This is a genomic window from Lederbergia lenta NBRC 16444 (assembly GCF_001591545.1).
GTDB classification, from domain to species: Bacteria; Bacillota; Bacilli; order Bacillales; family Bacillaceae_C; genus Lederbergia; species Lederbergia lenta.
In genome coordinates, this window is sequence record NZ_BCVC01000001.1 from 267,326 (window position 1) to 286,592 (window position 19,267).

General features: G+C 36.6%; 17 protein-coding genes. 16 read left to right on the forward strand and 1 reads right to left on the reverse strand.

The annotated features are described in order from the left end of the window. Positions 1-14 precede the first annotated feature (14 nt). From BLE01S_RS01160 to BLE01S_RS01170, 3 genes are all read left to right on the forward strand, one after another. Entirely contained in the window at positions 15-890 is an 876-nt protein-coding gene (locus BLE01S_RS01160; protein WP_066136320.1) for a metallophosphoesterase family protein, read from the forward strand. Between the two features lie 60 nt (positions 891-950). Continuing rightward, entirely contained in the window at positions 951-1,781 is an 831-nt protein-coding gene (locus BLE01S_RS01165; protein WP_066136323.1) for an amidohydrolase family protein, read from the forward strand. Positions 1,782-1,878: 97 nt separating this feature from the next. Next, positions 1,879-2,400, forward strand: coding sequence for a GNAT family N-acetyltransferase (locus BLE01S_RS01170; RefSeq protein WP_066136326.1), 522 nt, complete (start codon positions 1,879-1,881; stop codon positions 2,398-2,400). Positions 2,401-2,478: 78 nt separating this feature from the next. Here the strand turns inward: BLE01S_RS01170 and BLE01S_RS01175 are convergent, their stop codons facing one another. Next, positions 2,479-3,498, reverse strand: a complete 1,020-nt coding sequence (locus BLE01S_RS01175) for a LacI family DNA-binding transcriptional regulator (RefSeq protein WP_066136329.1) — start codon at positions 3,496-3,498, stop codon at positions 2,479-2,481. A gap of 702 nt (positions 3,499-4,200) precedes the next feature. Here BLE01S_RS01175 and BLE01S_RS01180 point away from each other — a divergent pair. The 13 genes from BLE01S_RS01180 (at position 4,201) to BLE01S_RS01240 (ending at position 19,255) form a co-directional block, all read left to right on the forward strand. Beyond that, a complete protein-coding gene (locus tag BLE01S_RS01180; protein ID WP_066136335.1) occupies positions 4,201-6,195 on the forward strand; it encodes an alpha-amylase family protein in 1,995 nt (664 codons plus the stop codon). Positions 6,196-6,237: 42 nt separating this feature from the next. Beyond that, positions 6,238-7,110, forward strand: a complete 873-nt coding sequence (locus tag BLE01S_RS01185; RefSeq protein WP_066136339.1) for a sugar phosphate isomerase/epimerase family protein — start codon at positions 6,238-6,240, stop codon at positions 7,108-7,110. A gap of 46 nt (positions 7,111-7,156) precedes the next feature. Continuing rightward, on the forward strand, positions 7,157-8,155 hold the full coding sequence (locus BLE01S_RS01190; RefSeq protein ID WP_066136342.1) for an asparaginase: 999 nt from the start codon (positions 7,157-7,159) through the stop codon (positions 8,153-8,155). Positions 8,156-8,382: 227 nt separating this feature from the next. Further along, the gene (locus BLE01S_RS01195) at positions 8,383-9,663 is read left to right on the forward strand and encodes an alpha-L-fucosidase (RefSeq protein ID WP_066136345.1); all 1,281 of its coding nucleotides are present in this window, start codon (positions 8,383-8,385) and stop codon (positions 9,661-9,663) included. Between the two features lie 172 nt (positions 9,664-9,835). Continuing rightward, positions 9,836-11,491, forward strand: a complete 1,656-nt coding sequence (locus tag BLE01S_RS01200; protein ID WP_066136348.1) for an extracellular solute-binding protein — start codon at positions 9,836-9,838, stop codon at positions 11,489-11,491. 189 nt (positions 11,492-11,680) lie between these two features. Further along, complete coding sequence (locus BLE01S_RS01205) at positions 11,681-12,661, forward strand: ABC transporter permease (protein WP_231955898.1); 981 nt, start codon at positions 11,681-11,683, stop codon at positions 12,659-12,661. 24 nt (positions 12,662-12,685) lie between these two features. Beyond that, complete coding sequence (locus BLE01S_RS01210; RefSeq protein WP_066136351.1) at positions 12,686-13,582, forward strand: carbohydrate ABC transporter permease; 897 nt, start codon at positions 12,686-12,688, stop codon at positions 13,580-13,582. Positions 13,583-13,675: 93 nt separating this feature from the next. Further along, on the forward strand, positions 13,676-14,992 hold the full coding sequence (locus BLE01S_RS01215) for an alpha-L-fucosidase (RefSeq protein WP_082788541.1): 1,317 nt from the start codon (positions 13,676-13,678) through the stop codon (positions 14,990-14,992). 134 nt (positions 14,993-15,126) lie between these two features. Continuing rightward, positions 15,127-15,447 carry a UxaA family hydrolase gene (locus BLE01S_RS01220; protein WP_066136352.1) on the forward strand — a complete coding sequence of 107 codons (321 nt, stop codon included), beginning with the start codon at positions 15,127-15,129 and terminating at the stop codon, positions 15,445-15,447. Positions 15,448-15,451: 4 nt separating this feature from the next. Further along, on the forward strand, positions 15,452-16,612 hold the full coding sequence (locus BLE01S_RS01225) for a UxaA family hydrolase (protein WP_066136355.1): 1,161 nt from the start codon (positions 15,452-15,454) through the stop codon (positions 16,610-16,612). Between the two features lie 30 nt (positions 16,613-16,642). Then, positions 16,643-17,458: an SDR family NAD(P)-dependent oxidoreductase gene (locus tag BLE01S_RS01230; protein WP_066136358.1), complete on the forward strand. Its 816-nt coding sequence runs from the start codon at positions 16,643-16,645 to the stop codon at positions 17,456-17,458. Next, positions 17,455-18,228: an SDR family NAD(P)-dependent oxidoreductase gene (locus tag BLE01S_RS01235; protein WP_066136361.1), complete on the forward strand. Its 774-nt coding sequence runs from the start codon at positions 17,455-17,457 to the stop codon at positions 18,226-18,228. The genes BLE01S_RS01230 and BLE01S_RS01235 overlap by 4 nt, the downstream gene beginning before the upstream one ends. A 136-nt stretch (positions 18,229-18,364) precedes the next feature. Further along, positions 18,365-19,255, forward strand: coding sequence for a fumarylacetoacetate hydrolase family protein (locus tag BLE01S_RS01240; protein WP_066136365.1), 891 nt, complete (start codon positions 18,365-18,367; stop codon positions 19,253-19,255). Positions 19,256-19,267: the final 12 nt, after the last annotated feature.

Consider the following 19,267-nt stretch of genomic DNA (forward strand, 5'->3'; position numbering starts at 1 on the left):
TAAAGAGGTGTAAAATGTCTAAAAATCCAATTATTGAGTTTTTTGTAATAAGTGATATCCAACTAACAGTGAATAATAAAAAGTCACATGAGAAATTAAAGTTTGCCTTGCAAGATATACATGCAATCAATCCCAATCCAGATGCAATAATCATAAATGGAGATTTGATAAGTGATGGAAGAAGTGAAAGTTATCTGAAGCTTAAAGAAATACTGGAAAGTAATGCATATGCGAAACGTACATTTTTTACAATCGGCAATCATGAATATTTCCTAAATGACGGTAATCAGCCGTCGATAGAGAGATTTTTGTCGTTTGCAAACTTGGATCAAGTGTATTATAAGCAAGTGCTAGAAGATTACGCATTTATCTTTCTTGGAACGGAAAGTTGGGGACCGATTGGTGCTCCGACAAAGGATTCTGCTGTATTAAGTGAGGCTCAGTTGGCTTGGTTAGAAAGTGCATTAGAGGAACATCGTGGGTCAGAAAAGCCAGTTTTTGTGTTTTTACATCAACCAATTCCGAATACGATACCAGCGACTGATCTAGAATATTATCAAAATGGAATTATTCAAAGTAAGGAATTAATTGATATACTTTCACAATACCCACAAGCAATCTATTTTTCTGGGCATTCCCATTGGGATTTGTCACTACCAGGAACGTATTTGCGAAAAGTATTCTCAATGGTCAACACAGGGGCCATCTATGATACATATGGGATAGGTGATAACGGTGAAGAAACGGTTGTGAATGCAGAGGGAAGTCAAGGGTTATATGTACAACTGTATAAAAATAAAGTTGTGATCAAAGGTCGCGATTTTTCTAAGAAAGGCTGGATAGATCTGGCGGATATCGCGTTCAATGGTGAGAAAGAGCTAAGTTGTTAACCCTAAAGGCAGAATTTCACTGGAAAATAGTGTTTATTATATTGATAGGGGAAGGATTAAATGAGAATCGATGCACATCAACACTTTTGGAAAATGGACAACAAACTGAATGATTGGCCAACACCAGATTTAAAATTGATTTATAGGGACTTTTTACCGGAAGATCTAGCCATTCATTTACAAGCACATCATATCGACAAAACAGTACTTGTCCAAGCAGCTCCACTTATAGAGGAAACCGAATTTTTGCTAGATTTAGCAACCCAATATGATTTTATTGGTGGTGTTGTCGGTTGGATCGATATGTCATCACCAGAATTTCCAGAACAATTTGCTAAGTTAACTAATCATCCAAAATTCATTGGTATTAGGCCAATGCTACAAGGTCTAGAGGATGATCAGTGGATATTAAGGCCTGAGGTAAAAAGAAATATTCATATTTTAGTTGAAAATGATTTCCCGATGGATATATTAATCTATCCACAACATCTGCCATATATTGTGGAATTATTAAAAGAATTTCCTACTTTACGAGCAGTGATTGATCATTGTGCCAAGCCAGATATTCAGCATCGCCAATGGGAGCCATGGGCTGATTCAATCGCCGAAGTGGCTGCATTTGCGTCTGTTATGTGCAAAATATCTGGGCTTGTGACCGAAGCAGATCATCAAGCGTGGCAAACAAGTGATTTTACACCGTATATTGAACATTTGCTGCAAAACTTTGGCACGAATCGGCTTATGTTTGGTAGTGATTGGCCTGTCTGCCTCTTAGCAGCTTCATATGATAAAGTGGTGGAAGTTGTAGAAAGCAATTTGCCACAAACGATGGCAAAGGAAGATTCAAAGCTATTATTCGGAGGGAATGCACAGATTTTTTATAAATTATAGGTTGTTTAAACTACTTGGAGCGACACTCTAATAAATATGGTGTCGCTTTTTTTTACAAGCGGATGACTAGAAATCTTTTTATTGAAGGGGAATGGATATGTACAAACATGCACTAAGCATAGACATCAAAGTAGCGGAAGAGTCCCAATTGGATTTCCTTGTAACTCAGTTTTCACCAGATAATCCATTATTCCAATATAACCGATATGAGGTACAAAAGAAGGGAGAAGGACTATACCTCATTGCTTGGCATAGTAAGACACCAGCTGGTCATTTTTTACTGCGCTGGAGTGGTCCGAAAGATGCCGCTGTTACGAGATTTGTTGATATTGCTTCTCGTAGCTATCTGGAAGCGGGGCACACGAACGAAGAATTTCGGAGAAAGGGCGTAGCAACTGCTATTATTCAAGAAGCTGAGCGGATTTCCAAAGAGAGAGGCTGCACACATATAGGTCTAGAGGTCGGGATAGAAAATAGGGAAGCAAAGCAATTATATGAAAAGTTAGGTTATCAAGATTGGGGTCAAGGTGAATTTACGATTAGCTGGGAATATACTGACAAGAACGGAAATATAGGTATTGAAACAGAAATTGTAACCTATATGCAGAAAATGTTATAGTCGACTGTGGAATGAATGGTTATTTGATTTAGTGGTAGAGAAGAAACTCACAAGAGGTCCTTCTCTATCATTTTTTAATTAATTACGTTTATAAAGTGAGGAAGCTCTAATATTAAATTCTGCTGGAAGCACAATTTTTCTAGGTTGCTCTGGCGCAGTATTTTCAATTCTTTCAATTAACATTTGCATTCCCATATAGCCAAAATTATAAGAAGGTTGTTCAGCGGCCGTCAAAAAAGGTTCGCTGCCTGTATAATTCGGCACTCCATCATAACAAACAACTGCTACGTCTTCGGGAACTTTAACATTATTTTTTTGTAATGATTTAACAATATTAAGTCCGATAAAGTTACTTGTGGCAAACATGGCGGTTGGACGCTCATTTTTTGGTAACTCCATCATTAATTTGATCGTAGTTGAAAGGTCGCTATCACGGAAAAAATGACTATGATGTATCAGTTTTCTATTTACTGGCAAACCATGCAAAGTTAAAGTATCATGATATGCCCGATAACGATCTTGCGTAGTGGCGACATCTGGGGGACCATTGATGATTGCGATATTCTTATGGCCTTGCCCTATGAGATGCTCCATTAATCTGCGAGTGGTCGTCTCATTGTCACTTAGAACTTGATCACACTTCAGATCTTTAATATGGCGATCAATTAATACAACTGGAATATTATATTTCGTCAGTTTACGAATGTTCTTTTTGGAAGAGTCGTTCGCTGGCGCTATTAGTACACCGTCCGCTCCCGTAGATATCAACATATCAACATATTTTGATTCCTTCTCCACACTTTCATCACTATTACAAAGCATCAATTGGTAGCCCATCTGCATTGCTTTATCTTCTGCTCCGCGCGCAACGTTTGTAAAAAAAGGATTGGCTATATCTGTAATCATTAGAGATAGTATTTTTGTTTTCTTCGAAATTAAGCTTCTGGCAGAGTTATTAGGAACATAATTCAACTCTTTTATAATGTCCTCCACTTTTTTTCTTGTTTTATCACTTATATTTTCTGCCTGATTAATCACTCGTGAAACTGTCATAGCAGATACATTCGCTTTTTTAGCGATATCATAAATAGTTACCAATATTCCCACTCCTAAAATTGAAATATACCTATAATTTATACAGCTAAAGCCACTTCAATATATTGTATAAATGATGATCAATTTTTTAAAAAACAAGTATTTTACAAGTGTATATGAAAAAATCCTTTATCATGAAAGGTCCAGGTGGTTCCTGTCCAAATCAAAAATAAAGGACCAAGCTTATGGATAAGAATACACTACTTTCCTCATTTGGTAAATGGAATTACTATGGACGCCCTGTCTCAGGATATGACTTGATGTCCAAAATGCTTAACTGGATCCTTTAAGATAATGGGTTCTGTTAAACGGTATATCCTAGTATGTATGATGAATATAGATCATATGCAAAGGTAAATTTGACCTTACATTTATTTTATATAAAATTTCAAGTTGACACAAAATTATAGCTTTGTTAGTATTTGTGTTATCGGTATCTCTGTTATAACATCTATACTGTTTCAATAAAGACTTAGTTAGTAATTTCCCGTATCTAGTGACGCATTATTAATGGACATGCTAAGTAAAATGGTGCTAGAAGATTAAGTTTTAACGAGGAAGAGGTTTTGAATATGGATATGGATCATTAATTAATGACGGAGATAGTGCTAGTAATAATTTATCCACAATACTGAGATTAAATGAAAGCGATTTAGATGTTATAGCAATCTAAAATAGGTTAGTTGATATAATGGGGGTTAGAATTTGGGAAAAACGCGCTATAGACAAGTACATTTAGATTTTCATACGAGTGAATATATTCCTAATGTAGCAAGTGATTTTGAAGCAGAGGAGTTTGTGAAGACCTTAAAAGAAGCAAATGTTAATTCTATTTCTTGCTTTGCGAGATGTCATCATGGCTGGTTATATTACCCTTCGAAAAATCGGCCTGATCTGATTCATCCGAACCTTGAAAATAAGGATCTCCTCTTGGAACAAATAGAAGCTTGCCATCAAAATGACATCAAGGTACCTATTTATACGACCGTGCAATGGGATGCTTATATTATGAGAAATCACCCTGAGTGGCTTGCTATTGATGAAGATGGTGGATTTATTAATAGTCAAGGAGTACCTGAACCGCATTTTTATTATACTATTTGCTTAAATAGTGATTATAGACAATATTTTAAAGAACATTTGCAAGATATTATTAATGTAGTGAAAAGTGATAATATTGACGGCTTTTTCTTGGATATTTTATTTAAAGTTGATTGTCATTGTGAAAAATGCTTTAAAGAAATGAAGAAAAAAGATCTTAACACAGATATTAAGAGAGATAGAATCGCTTATTCATTGATTATGCTCGATGAGTTTAGATCGGAAATCAGTGCATTTATCAAAGAAAGAGTACCACATGCTGGAATCTTTTATAATAGTTCTCATGTTGGTCCAACAGCTAAAAAAAGTTTGGATAGTTACACTCATTTAGAGTTAGAATCTTTACCAAGTGGTGGTTGGGGGTATGACCACTTTCCTGCAACTATGAGATATTCTCGCAACTTGGGCAAGGATATTATCGGTATGACTGGGAAATTTCATACTTACTGGGGAGACTTTCATTCACTGAAAAATAAGGCAGCGATGGAATTCGAAGTCTATAATATGCTTGCTCTGGGGGCAGCTTGTTCGATTGGTGACCAGCTTCACCCAAGTGGTAAATTATCAAAAGCAGCTTATGATTTAATCGGACATGTTTATGGAAGGGTGAAGGAAGTAGAGGCATACTGTGCTGATACGAAACCTATATCAGAAATTGGTGTTTTTACACCAGAAGAATTTTATATTCCGGGGGAACATAATCTTGGGATTCATCCGGCCTTAATTGGGGCTGTTAGAATGTTACAAGAGCTGTCTTACCAGTTTGATATCATTGATAGCCAAATGGATTTTGAAAAATATAAACTAGTCATTTTGCCAGATGTCATCGATTATTCGCCAGAATTGGAGCAAAAGCTGCAAGCATATGTAAAGCAAGGCGGGAAAGTCATTGGCACATATGAGTCACTGATTGATAAAGAAAATAAAGAAAGCAAATTGTACGGAAATGCATATATAGGCGATTCTCCATACGATCGAAATTTCATTATGCCCAACGATACGATTGGAAAAGATCTTTACAAAGAAGAATATATCATGTACATAAAAGGGGCAGAAATTAAGTCTGTTCAGTCTGAGGTATTAATGCAAACAGTCCAACCTTATTTCAACAGGGAAGGAGAGACTTTTTGTTCGCATCAGCATGCCCCTTCATCTAAGGAATTAGGATATCCCGCGGTGACTAAGCATAACCAAGTCATTTATTTCTCACATCCGATCTTTAGGTTGTATCGAAAAAATAGTCCATCATGGTGCAAGTCTATAATGAGAGACGCGATTGAAAATCTGCTCGACCATAAGCTCGTTCGCCATAACGGTCCTTCTACTCTTTTGACAGCTCTAAATGGAAAAGAAGGTTCACAGGAAAAAATACTACATGCACTGCATTATATTACAGAAAAACGTTCAGAAGATATCTATACAATTGAAGACATTATTCCACTTCATCATATTGAATTCAGCATTTTTGTCGGGGAACAAAATGTGAAATCTGTTAAAGTAATTCCTGAATTAACAGACGTTAACTATAGTCTAAAGGATAACTATTTAAATATTAGTATTGATAGAATCGAAGGACATTTTATGATGCAGATAGAATGATATTCTATAAACATTTTTTTAAAAAAACTGGAGGCGAAAAATATGAAATTAGGATTAAGTAGTTATAGCTTGGTAAGAGAACTTAGAGATGAAAAGATGACGATCGTGGATGTAATCCAATGGGTGAAAGATAATGGTGGAGAACACTTAGAACTAGTACCATATGGTTACACTGTTGTAGATAATGAGGAGCTAGCCGACCAAATAAGAGAGAAAGCAGCTGCAGTAGGAATTGAATTATCAGCATATTCACTACCGGCTAATTTTGTTCAAGAAACAGAAGAAGCTTTTCTTGAAGAGGTCGAGCGTCTAAAGAAACATGTCGACATTGTCAATCGCATGGGTATTAAAATCATGCGCCATGATGTTACAGCATTTACTTTGCCAGCGGAAGCACAAACGATCCATTATTTTAACGAACATTTTGAAAAACTAGTAAGAGGAAGTCAATTACTTGCGGACTATGCGGCGCAATTTGGCATTACAACAACAATTGAAAATCATGGTTTTAATGTCCAATCCAGTGATCGTGTACAAAGTGTCATTCATGCAGTAAATCGCGATAACTTCAAAACGACGCTAGATGTAGGGAATTTCCTGTGTATTGATGAAGATCCACTAGTCGGTGTGAAGAAAAATCTACCATATGCAGCTACAATTCATTTTAAAGATTTCTATATACGTCCTTACTATGAAAATCCAGGTGGTGGCGACTGGTTCCGCACAGTGAATGAAAACTATTTGCGTGGAGCGATTGTAGGACATGGTGATATCAATATTCGCGAAATTATGAAATTGATAAAAGGTTCCGGATATGATGGTTATTTCACGATTGAATTTGAAGGAATGGAAGATTGTAAGATTGGTTCGAAAATCGGGATGGACAATGTAAGAAGATTGTGGGAAGAAGCATAATTATATAGTAAAAGCTACGCTCAGTACGGAAAGGAAGTCGTACATCATGGATTCTGAGACATTGATTGAAGAAACAAGAAATGGACTAGTTGAAAATGTCCATCAAGGATTGATAAGTGGTGTTAATGATCAACTTCAATCTCTTTACCAAGTGGGCAATGAAGAGCAGTATGTCTATTTTCGTTCAGCAGCAAAACCGATTCAGGCACTACCTATATTTTTATCAGATGTTATTTCTAAATATGATATAACGGATGAAGAAGCAGCTTTATTTACTGCATCACAGCGCGGTGAGAAGTATCATATAGCTGCGTTAGAATCACTATTAAAAAAGTTGCCTCTGCAAGAAGAGGATTTATTTTGTGCTGCTGCTTATCCTTTAAATGCGGAACCTAAGGAAGAAATGATCGGCAATCACGGAGCTAAAAGAAAACTCTATCATAATTGTGCTGGCAAGCATTTAGGTTTCATGGCATTGTGTATCGATAAAGGTTATCCGATTCAAGGATATTGGGAGAAGGATCATCCATTACAGCAACAAATTATATCAATATTATCTGTATTATCCGAAGTTCCTGCTTTAAAAATAAAGGTTGGAATAGATGGTTGTGGAGTTCCCGTTTTTGCCATACCATTGAAGAACATGGCGATTACTTATTTGAAATTGGCTTGCCCTGATTTAATTGAGGATAAAGATATTAGGCAAGCAGTGATCACAATGACTAAAGTAATGAACGCTCAACCAAATATCGTTGCATCTGAGCATTTTATTTGTTCCGTTTTATTAAGAGACGAGAATATCGTAGCTAAAGGTGGAGCGCAAGGTGTATACTGTTTTGGCTTGAAAAATGAAAGAAAGGCATTCGCCTTAAAGGTATTAAGTGGTTCTGAAGATGTCTGGCCAAATATTGTAGCTTCAACTCTTGAACAAATTAATTATAAGAACAAACACACTATCACTTCCTTGAGAGAATTGCGGCCATCTGTAGTAAAAAATGATGCAGGCTTGATAGTCGGAGAGATAAAAGAAATGTTTATATTGTAATCTAGTAAAGTAAACTCCTATTGGACACTTTTTTTAAAAAAGTCTAATAGGAGTTTTTTGTTTTATAAAAAAACATAAAGCAATTGAGGTAAAATTCAAAAGATTGAATTGACAGATAAATATAATGATGTTATCGTAATATTACCGATAACATCAAGTATCAAATACACGTGGAGCAGAAGTTTAATATTTTTGATTCTTACTAAAAATTTGGAAGAGGTGTCAAGGTGAATAGTAAAAGTGAGCGCACAGATTGGTTTTTGGATGCAAGGTATGGAATGTTTATCCACTGGGGATTATATGCTATTCCGGCAAGAGGAGAATGGGTTAGAAGCTTTGAAAAAATAAGCAAAGACGACTATCAAGGTTTTTTTGAAGAGTTTAACCCAACTCAATATAATCCAAGGGAATGGGCGAAGGTGGCAAAAGCCGCAGGGCAAAAATATGTAGTACTCACCACGAAGCATCATGATGGATTCTGTCTATTTGACAGCAAACTGACGGATTACAAAGCTACAAATACTCCGGCTAAAAGAGATTTAATTGAAGAATATGTAAGCGCTTTCCGAGAGGAGGGCCTTAAAGTGGGCTTCTACTACTCTATTATCGATTGGTATCATGAACATTATCCTGCGTATGGCGATCGAATTCATCCCATGAGGGAAAATGAGAAATATAAAGACAAAAATATAGATTTTGAAAAATATCTTGAATATATGCATGGACAAGTAAAGGAATTACTTACGAACTATGGAAAAATTGATATTATGTGGTTCGACTTTTCTTATGACGATATGACAGGTGAAAAGTGGAAAGCAACAGAATTAATTAGCATGATTCGAGATATCCAGCCTGATATTCTCATTGATAACAGACTAGGTGGAAATATAAAAGCGAGCAAACCAGAGATCTATGCTGGAGACTTTTATTCACCGGAACAAATTGTTCCTCCAGAGGGAATTTTAAATGAAAATGGTGAACAGATACCTTGGGAGGCCTGCATCACATTAAATGACAATTGGGGTTATCACGCGAAGGATAAAAACTATAAATCTCCTAAACAAGTAATTCGAACCTTAGTAGAATGCGTTAGCAAGAACGGAAATTTACTGTTGAATGTGGGACCAGATGCAAAAGGAATAATACCAGAGGAATCTTTAGATATTTTAGCCGAAGTCGGCAAATGGATGAAACGAAACGGCGACAGTATATACGGTTGTAAAGCAGCCGAATTAACAAAACCGGAGTGGGGACGCTACACCCAAAATGGAAACAAACTATATGCTCATGTCTTTGATAGAGGAATTGGACCGATCTATTTTGCTGGATTAAGAGGAAAGATAAAAAAAGCAAGATTGCTATCTGATGGTTCGGAACTTAAAGTTCAAACGCCTTGGATGGCAGAACAATACTCAGACATTGAAGGCGGAGCGTTTATTACATTACCAGGAGCAAGACTACCTGATGAATCGGATACAGTAATAGAATTAGAATTAATGGAGGAGTAATAAGAACTAAATAATACAGCTAGGGTTTAGGTTAGAGATCAATAATTGATAACCGCTGACTAGTCCTTTTAATTTGAAATACTACTGATAACTTATTTTTTATAATTGATAGCGTTTTCCAAGTGGTATTAAAAATAAAAAGTATGGAAAGACAACATATGGAGGGTGGATTATGAAAAGGAAGATATTCTTTGTTATTTTCATAATGTTTGTTTTGACTGTAGGGTTATTAAGTGCATGCTCAGATAAAACTAATTCAAAAAAATCAACAGATTCAAGCAGCGATTTATCAAATATGACTGAAGCTGGTAAATTTCCAATTGTAGAAGAACCAGTTGAGTTAAACGTACTGGTAGCTGGGATTGCTACGGTAGAGAGTTTTGAAGATAACGAATTTACAAGATGGTATGAAGAATTGACGAATGTAAGGATTAACTGGGAAGTTGCTCCTATCCAAAGTGTGCAGGAAGTGCTTAATATACGATTGGCGAGTGGAGATTTGCCCGATGTTTTATTACATATGGGCGTATCTCCAACCCAGCAAATGATTTACGGAGCACAGCAGGGAATGTTTCTTCCATTAAACGATTATATTGATAAGTATGGTTATTATGTCAATCAAATGTTTGAAGCTGAACCACTTGTGAAGGAAGTAGCTACAGCTCCTGATGGCAATATATATACTTTGCCAGAGCAGAATGACTGTTTTCATTGTAAAATGGCAGTGAAAATGTGGGTATATCAGCCATGGCTAGATAAGTTAGGACTTGATGTTCCTACAACAACAGATGACTTTTATGAAATGCTAAAAGCATTTAAAGAAAAGGATCCAAATGGGAATGGGAAAGCAGATGAAATTCCCTTTGCAGGAGATACACAAACATGGAATGGGCAGGTGGAACAGTTTATTATGAATTCATTTGTCTACAACCCTCCTTCTCGCATCTACTTAGATAATGGAAAAGTAAACGCAAGTTTTAATCAAGAAGGTTGGAAGGAAGGATTAAAGTATTTGAATAAATTGTATTCTGAAGGTTTGTTGGCAGATGAATCATTTACGCAAGATACACAACAGCTTAGACAAATGGCTGAAAATCCTGATATTCCCATTCTAGGTGCTGCGCCTGCTGGAACGGTTAGTTCATTTACTCAATTTGGAGGGGAGAGTAAGAGGTTTAAGGAATTCAAAACAATACCTCCATTAGAAGGACCTAACGGATTGCGGCAAAGTGTTTATGAACCTTATCAAATCGGTCTAACAAAATTTGTAATTACTAATCAAGCGAAACATCCTGAGGTAGCTTTTCGTTGGGCAGATGGACTTTTTAGTGAAGAAATTATGCTTAGAATGAATTATGGTGTTCCGGGTGAAAACTGGGAAGAAGCAGAAGAGGGAGCGATAGGCATCGACGGAAATCCAGCTAAACTTCAAATAATTGGCACAGGTGGAACAACTCAGTCTAATCATTGGGATCAAGCTGCACCTACCTATAGAACAAATGAATTCCGGTTGGGATGGGTAACGGACAATCCTGAAGAAGATTTAGAGAGTATTCTTTACAAAGAGACACTTGAAAATAGTGAGCCTTATCATGCTGATTTAGAAATGGCTTTACCACCATTATTCTTTACAGACGAGCAAAGTGCCGAACTAACGGATATCCAGACGACAATCGATGAATATGTGGATGAAATGGTCGCTAGATTTACTACCGGTGATGTAGATATTGATAGTGAGTGGGATACCTATATTCAAACATTGGAGAGTATGAATTTAAGTCGTTATCTCGAGCTTTATCAAACAGTATATGATGCTAGCGGAAATTAATTAATCGCAAGGGATGAAGGAGTAAATTAAGGGGATAGATAATAAATTATCTCCTTTTTACTTGTAAACTAACAACTTCAACAGCCAATTCGCTATTAATCATAGAAAATATAGAACTGTTAACGATAAGTGCAAATGTTTCATAGCGATGAAACATTAAACATGGATATGGAGGTGACGGCAACACAAATGGCAAATATAAATAATAATTCATCTATTGAAAATCCAGTAAAATTTAAAAAGTTAACTCTGAATCCGAAAAAATCCATTTGGAGACAAGTCAAACAGAGATGGCAGCTCTTTTTGCTGATCATGCCTGCGATTATATACATAGCTGTTTTCCATTATTACCCTATGTATGGAGCGCAGATTGCATTTAGAGATTATGTAGTAACACTTGGGATATGGGATAGTCCTTGGGTGGGGTTAAAACATTTTGAACGTTTCTTCACTTCATATGATTTTTGGAGAATTATGAGAAATACACTTGGATTAAGTGTATATGAATTAATCGCAGGTTTTCCATTTCCGATTATATTAGCATTAAGTATTAACTATGTCCGGCAACACTTTTTTAAAAAGTCAGTCCAAATGATTACCTATGCACCACATTTTATCTCTGTTGTGGTTATGGGCGGAATGATTTTACAATTTCTTGATCCACGCTCAGGAATAGTCAATAATTTTTTAACATTATTTGGATTTGAAGCAATTAATTTTATGGCTCATCCAGAGCTGTTCATGTCCATTTATGTTTGGTCTGGTATTTGGCAAAGTGTAGGTTTCTCTTGCATTATTTATTTGGCTGCATTATCTGGGATCGATCCATCTTTACATGAAGCTGCTGTCGTTGATGGAGCATCAAAATTGCAACGGGTATTCCATATTGACATTCCTGGTATCATGCCTATTGCCATTATATTGTTGATTCTAAATACTGGCCAAATGCTTAATATCGGTTTTGAAAAAGTACTACTATTGCAAAATCCATTGAATGTAAGAACTTCCGAAATTATTGACACTTATGTATATAAAACCGGACTGGTGTCACAAGCTGGAAACTTTTCATACGCTACAGCTATTGGATTGTTTAAATCGATAGTTAGTCTGATATTACTTATATCAGTGAATAAGTTAGCCAAAAAAACGAATCAAGCTAGTCTTTGGTAAAGAAGCAATGGAGGTGATGAATAAATGGAAACAACAAAAATTAAAGATTCTTTCGGTGATAGGATTTTTACGATTATCAACTATACTTTGCTTTCAATCGTTATGGTCATTATTCTTTACCCCCTGATTTATATTGTTAGTGCATCTTTCAGCTCTCCAGGAGCAGTTATGTCAGGCAAGGTATGGTTATGGCCAGTCGATTTTTCACTAGGTGGTTACAAAGCTGTGTTCGAATATAAACAAATATGGACAGGGTTTGTTAACTCTTTATTTTATACAGGAGTTGGAACTTTATTCAATGTTTTTATTACCATCATGGCGGCATACTCATTATCGCGAAAAGACTTTCCATTTCGTAATACTTTTATGATGTTCTTTGTTTTTACTATGCTTTTCAGCGCAGGTCTAATCCCCAATTTTTTGGTGGTCCGAGATTTAGGTTTATTGGATAGTCGTTTAGCTATGATTTTACCGACAGCACTGTCTGTATGGAATATGATCATTGCTCGTACCTTTTTTCAATCCTCTATTCCGGATGAGATGTTAGAAGCATCGCAAATTGACGGGTGTAGCGATTTAAGTTTCTTCTTTAAAATAGTGCTTCCTTTATCAGCACCGATTATTGCTGTATTGACATTATTTTATGCAGTTGGCCATTGGAATCAATATTTTCAAGCTTTAATTTACCTTAGAAGTGAATCATTATACCCGTTGCAACTGATTTTACGAGATATTCTTATCCAGAATGAAGTGGATCCAACAATGCTAGTGGACGTAGAAACGATGGTGGCTCGAGATGGATTACGAGAGCAATTGAAATATGCACTAATTGTTGTTGCTAGTGTCCCAGTATTAGCTATTTACCCTTTTGTGCAAAAGCACTTTGTAAAGGGGGTTATGATTGGTTCTTTAAAAGGATAAAATTAGCAAGCTCAATTTCATTGTAGGTATCTCGGCATGTATTTGAAATATTAGTTAAAAAATAAACTACATTTTAAAAAGGAGAATTCATTTATGAATGTTATTAATGAAGTTACATATACCAAAAATTGGCCAAGCAATTATGGAAATCCAGAATGGTTACTACATGATCGATTTGGATTGTTCATTCACTGGGGGCTATACTCCAATGCTGCTCGCCATGAGTGGGTCATGAAACATGAGAAGATTCATCCAGATAAATACAAAAAATACTTTAAATATTTTAATCCAGATTTGTATAATCCAAAAGACTGGGCAAGAGCTGCAAAAAATGCAGGTATGAAGTACTTTGTTATAACTACTAAACATCATGAAGGTTTTGCTCTTTGGGACTCAAAATTAACAAACTATAAGGTTACCAATACGCCTGCTAAGCGCGATTTATTACTAGAAATGGTAAATGCATTTAGAGAGGAAGGTTTAAAAGTGGGTTTTTATCATTCCTTAATAGACTGGCATCATCCAGAATTTCCAATCGATGGGGTACATCCTCAAAGTGATGATGAAGAGTATAAAAAGGAAGCATTAAATAGAGATATGAAGAATTACGCAGAATATCTGCATGGTCAAGTTCGTGAATTATTAACTGACTATGGAAAGATTGATTATCTATGGTTTGATTTTTCCTATGCAAATAGAAACTGGGGTTGGTCAACAGGTAAGGGGAAAAATGACTGGCAATCAGAAAAGTTAGAGAAAATGATACTCGATTTGCAGCCAGACATCATTCTCAATGATCGTCTTGATTTAGGACGCGGAGTAGTAACACCTGAACAATATCAACCGAGAGAAGCAATGACGGAAGATGGCGAACCAGTTATATGGGAGGCATGTCAAACACTTAATGGTAGCTGGGGATACGATAGAGATAATCTTGATTATAAATCTGGTGATATGCTTATTAAAATGTTAATTGACAGTGTTTCAAAAGGGGGGAATCTCCTCCTAAACGTTGGACCTAATGGGCGCGGAGAAATGGATCAGAGATCCCTTAATAGTTTGAGTGAGATTGGTGAGTGGATGAGAGTAAACGCACGTTCGATATACGGTGCAAAGAATAGTGAATATACTGCACCAATAGATTGTCGTTATACTCAAAAGGGCAATAGCTTATACCTTCATATTTTTTCTTGGCCATTTAAGCATATCCATTTAGATGGACTGGCCGGGAAGATAGATTACGCGCAAATGTTGCACGATGGTTCTGAAATATTTTATAAAGAGCATGATCCAGATAAAGAACACACGCATATGTCAACTACTATAAGACCTGGATCAGTTATATTAGAACTTCCAGTACAAAAACCAAATATTATTGTCCCTGTTGTGGAAGTTTTTCTAAAAAACTAATGGTTAACATGGACACAGAGATCTATTATCCTTGTGTTCATGTCTTTTTTAATATTTTGTAAGTTTGCATATTATTTATTAATTTGGTATTATTGTGTTATCGATAACATAAAATTAAGAAAGGAGTAAATATAATGGCAGAACAAACTTACGTAGCAGGAATAACGAGTATTGTGATGGATGAAAAGGATAATGTTGCAACCCTTCTTAAGGATTTTAAACAAGGAGAAATGTTAACGTATACAAAGAAAGATCAGACTTATCAGGTCATCTTGAATCAAGATATTAATTTTGGCCATAAAGTTGCTATTACGGACATACAGCCGCATGAAGAAGTGGTCAAATATGGTGAAGTAATCGGTGCTGCAACTGTGGAGATTCCAGTTGGTGATCATGTTCATATTCATAATATTGAAGGCATTAGAGGACGTGGAGATAAAAAGCGAAAGGAGTAATTAAATGCAAACATTTAAAGGATATCGCAGGGAAAATGGGAAAATTGGTGTCAGGAATCATTTATTAATCCTTCCGACAGTTGTATGTGCAAATCAAGTATGTTCACGAATTCAACAGCAAGTTCCCGGATCAGTTGCCATCCCTCATCAACATGGTTGTAGTCAAGTTGGATCAGACAAAGACAGAACACATAAAGTATTGGTTGGCATGGGGAAAAATCCGAATGTTGGTGCTGTGCTCATTGTCAGTCTTGGTTGTGAAGTAATCAATGCGGAAGACGTAAAGGCCGAGATTGAGGAAACTGGAAAACCGGTTGTTTGGATTGATATTCAAACAGAGGGGGGCTCGATTAAAACGATTCAAAAGGGAATCGAAGAAGCACAAAAGCTCATGATGTTAATTGAAAATACTCCTCTGGAAGACATGCCTGTTTCTGAGCTGATTGTGGGAGTGAAATGTGGAGGTTCCGACTTTACTTCTGGTTTATGTAGTAATCCTGCCCTTGGAAAAGCCGCAGATAAGCTTCTTAATGAAGGCGGAACAATCGTAATGGGCGAGACTACGGAGATCATTGGCGCAGAACATTTAGTTGCTGCGAAGGCTGTAAGCCAAGCTGTAAAAGATAAGTTATATCATTGTGTGGAACAATTTGAAGATGAAATAGAGCGGATGGGTGTAGATATGCGTGGTGGAAATCCAAGCCCAGGCAATATTGAAGGTGGATTATCTACTATTGAAGAAAAGTCACTTGGATGTATTAGTAAAGCAGGGACTGCCCCGTTACAAGGAATAGTAGATTTTGCAGATGAGATTCCAGGTAAGGGGTATTATTTCATGGATTCACCAGGAAACGATATTGAATGTGTAACTGGAATGGCAGCAGCCGGAGTTCACGTCGTTTGTTTTACGACTGGAAGAGGAACACCAACAGGTAATCCGATTGTACCTGTTATTAAAATAACAGGAAATGAAGTAGCTGCTAAACGAATGGCAGATAATATGGACGTAGATACGAGCGATGTATTAAAAGGAAAGAAAACTTTGGAACAATCGGGTGAAGATATATATCGATTTATTACAAGTGTAGCGAGTGGAGAGCAAACAAAAGCAGAAATTTTAGGTCATGAAGAATTTAGTATTAGTCGGATTGGGATTAGTCTGTAAATGGAGAGCTTACGTCAAGGAGGAAAAGATATGAAAAGACTGGAAAACAGAGTGGCTCTTGTAACAGGAGGTAGTAGAGGAATAGGTGCTGCAATTGTCCAAAGGCTTGCTGAGGAAGGGGCACATGTTGCCATTAATTATACTTCCGAGAGCTCACTGGAGAAAGCAAAACAATTAAAAAAGCAAATGGAAGAAACATACCATGTACAAGCTATGGTTGTAAAAGCCAACGTCGGCATCAAACAAGAAGTAGATACAATGATTGATGAAGTAGAAAAAACACTTGGTGCAATTGATATACTTATAAATAATGCTGGTATTGCTCCATTCGAACCATTTATGAAGCTTACAGAAGAAAAATGGGACCAAACATATCAAACGAATGTGAAGTCTATCTTTTTAACAACGCAACGAGTAGCCAAAAAAATGATAGAAAAGCGATATGGAAAAGTTATTAATATTACATCAACTGCAAGCTTACTAGTCACTAGTCCTGTTATCCCGCATTATATATCATCTAAAGCTGCAGCTAGTCATTTAACAAAAGCTTTGGCAATCGAGCTAGGGAAATATAATATTAATGTAAATGCAGTAGGACCGAGTACAGTCGCTACAGATATGTGCCATGATTATTTAGAAGATAAAGAGATTCTTGAAAAAGAGATTCAAGCTAATCCAATGAAAAGACTAGGAACTGAAAAGCAAATCGGTGATGCGGTCGTCTTTTTAGCATCTGATGAAGCGATGCAAGTAAACGGTCATCTGTTAATGGTAGATGGTGGGCTAACTGTAAAAGCTGCACAACCGGAAGATCATATGGAAGCAGAGCGGGAGTTGAGTATATGAGACTAGAAGGTAAAATAGCGTTAATTACCGGAGCTGGAAGCGGTATAGGGAGAGCTACCGCACTTCGCTTTGCAAATGAAGGCGCACATGTGATTGTGAATGATATATCTCAAGAAAATGGAGAAAAGACAGTTGGAGATATTAAAGGCAATGGAGGAAGCGCCTCGTTTTTTCATGCTGATGTGACACAACCAGAATCAGTAAAAGCTTTGACCGAGTATGCGATTCAGGAATATAAGCAGATTGATATTTTATTTAATAATGTAGGGATTAGTAATGTTGGACGTATCGATGAAGTGGAGCCTGATGTTTGGGATAAGGTAATGAGCGTAAATGTGAAAGGCGTTTATTTACCTTCTAAATATATTATCCCACACATGATGGAGCGAAAAAGTGGTTGTGTGATTAATATGTCATCCTGTGCAGCAGAAATGGGCTTAATGAAACGAGCATTGTACTCTGCTACAAAAGGCGCGATTCTTTCACTTACAAAGGCGATGCAAGTAGATTATGCACCATATAATATTCGTGTCAATGCATTACTTCCCGGCACGATCTTGACTCCATTTGTAGAGAATTATTTGAAGACAGCTTACAGTGACCCAGAAGAGGCGATTGAGAACATTAAAACAAGACAATTAAGCGGTGAATTAGGTAGACCAGAAGATGTTGCCGATGCTGCTTTATTTTTAGCATCTGACGACTCAAAATTTATGATGGGATCCCCGCTCTATATCGACGGAGGAGTAGTATTCGGGAAAAACGCATAAACGGAGTTGTTTGAGATGTGTGCGAATTGTGTGGGTGCCAGGCACTCACACAATTAGAGTTGTTTGAGTGCCTGGCACCCACACAAACCTAGCACCCAAACAAAAAGAAGATAAAAAAGAAAGGAAGTTTTTTATTATGAAACTATTGAATATGGAAGTTAATGGGGTACATAAGTTAGGGGTAAAGACGGAACAGGGGATCGTTGATATAGTTGCTTCTGTTAAGAAGGCTGGAAGGACCGATATTAAGACGGATGTGATGTCTGTTATTTCTAATACAGATGAAGTTTCTAAGTTGGAAGATTTTATTGAGACAGTAATCGCCGAGAATAAAGCGGAATTTGTAGATGAAGATAATATTACGTGGGGGCCTGCTGTCACAAAGCCACATAAAATTATTTGCGTCGGATTAAATTATCGCAGACATGCGGATGAAACGAATGCTCCGTATCCGGAGGTGCCAATTTTATTTAATAAATTTGATAATACATTAACTGGTCATAAAAGTGAGATAGCAGTACCTAAAATGACGGAGGAACTAGATTATGAAGTGGAACTAGGTATTGTAATTGGTAAAAAGGCAAAGTATGTTGAAAAAGATGAGGCACTCAATTATGTATTCGGTTATTGTACAGTAAATGATCTATCAGCTCGTGATTTGCAAATGAGAACACCACAATGGTTACTAGGGAAAACCTGTGATAAATTCAGTCCTGTTGGCCCGTATCTTGTTACAGCGGACGAAATTGGAAATCCTAATGATTTAAATTTAAAAACATATGTAAATGGAGAGCTAAGACAAGACTCGAATACATCTGATATGATTTTTAACTGTGCTGAGATTGTTAGTTATATCTCTGATTATATGACTCTCGAACCTGGGGATATTATTTTAACTGGAACACCTGAAGGGGTGGTGCTTGGTCTTCCAAAAGAACAAAGGGTATATTTGCAGCCTGGTGACGAGGTAACAGTTGAAATTGAAAAACTAGGTTCGCTAACAAATTATTTTGTAGAGGAAAACTAAAGAAAAGAGTTG

Excerpts from the sequence above, each read along its gene's own strand:
- BLE01S_RS01165 (WP_066136323.1), top strand. The coding sequence starts at position 951 with ATGAGAATCGATGCACATCAACACTTTTGGAAAATGGACAACAAACTG.
- BLE01S_RS01235 (WP_066136361.1), top strand. The coding sequence starts at position 17,455 with ATGAGACTAGAAGGTAAAATAGCGTTAATTACCGGAGCTGGAAGCGGT.
- BLE01S_RS01230 (WP_066136358.1), top strand. The coding sequence starts at position 16,643 with ATGAAAAGACTGGAAAACAGAGTGGCTCTTGTAACAGGAGGTAGTAGA.
- BLE01S_RS01215 (WP_082788541.1), top strand. The coding sequence starts at position 13,676 with ATGAATGTTATTAATGAAGTTACATATACCAAAAATTGGCCAAGCAAT.
- BLE01S_RS01185 (WP_066136339.1), top strand. The coding sequence starts at position 6,238 with ATGAAATTAGGATTAAGTAGTTATAGCTTGGTAAGAGAACTTAGAGAT.
- BLE01S_RS01220 (WP_066136352.1), top strand. The coding sequence starts at position 15,127 with ATGGCAGAACAAACTTACGTAGCAGGAATAACGAGTATTGTGATGGAT.
- BLE01S_RS01200 (WP_066136348.1), top strand. The coding sequence starts at position 9,836 with ATGAAAAGGAAGATATTCTTTGTTATTTTCATAATGTTTGTTTTGACT.
- BLE01S_RS01170 (WP_066136326.1), top strand. The coding sequence starts at position 1,879 with ATGTACAAACATGCACTAAGCATAGACATCAAAGTAGCGGAAGAGTCC.
- BLE01S_RS01240 (WP_066136365.1), top strand. The coding sequence starts at position 18,365 with ATGAAACTATTGAATATGGAAGTTAATGGGGTACATAAGTTAGGGGTA.
- BLE01S_RS01205 (WP_231955898.1), top strand. The coding sequence starts at position 11,681 with ATGGCAAATATAAATAATAATTCATCTATTGAAAATCCAGTAAAATTT.
- BLE01S_RS01210 (WP_066136351.1), top strand. The coding sequence starts at position 12,686 with ATGGAAACAACAAAAATTAAAGATTCTTTCGGTGATAGGATTTTTACG.
- BLE01S_RS01190 (WP_066136342.1), top strand. The coding sequence starts at position 7,157 with ATGGATTCTGAGACATTGATTGAAGAAACAAGAAATGGACTAGTTGAA.
- BLE01S_RS01160 (WP_066136320.1), top strand. The coding sequence starts at position 15 with ATGTCTAAAAATCCAATTATTGAGTTTTTTGTAATAAGTGATATCCAA.
- BLE01S_RS01225 (WP_066136355.1), top strand. The coding sequence starts at position 15,452 with ATGCAAACATTTAAAGGATATCGCAGGGAAAATGGGAAAATTGGTGTC.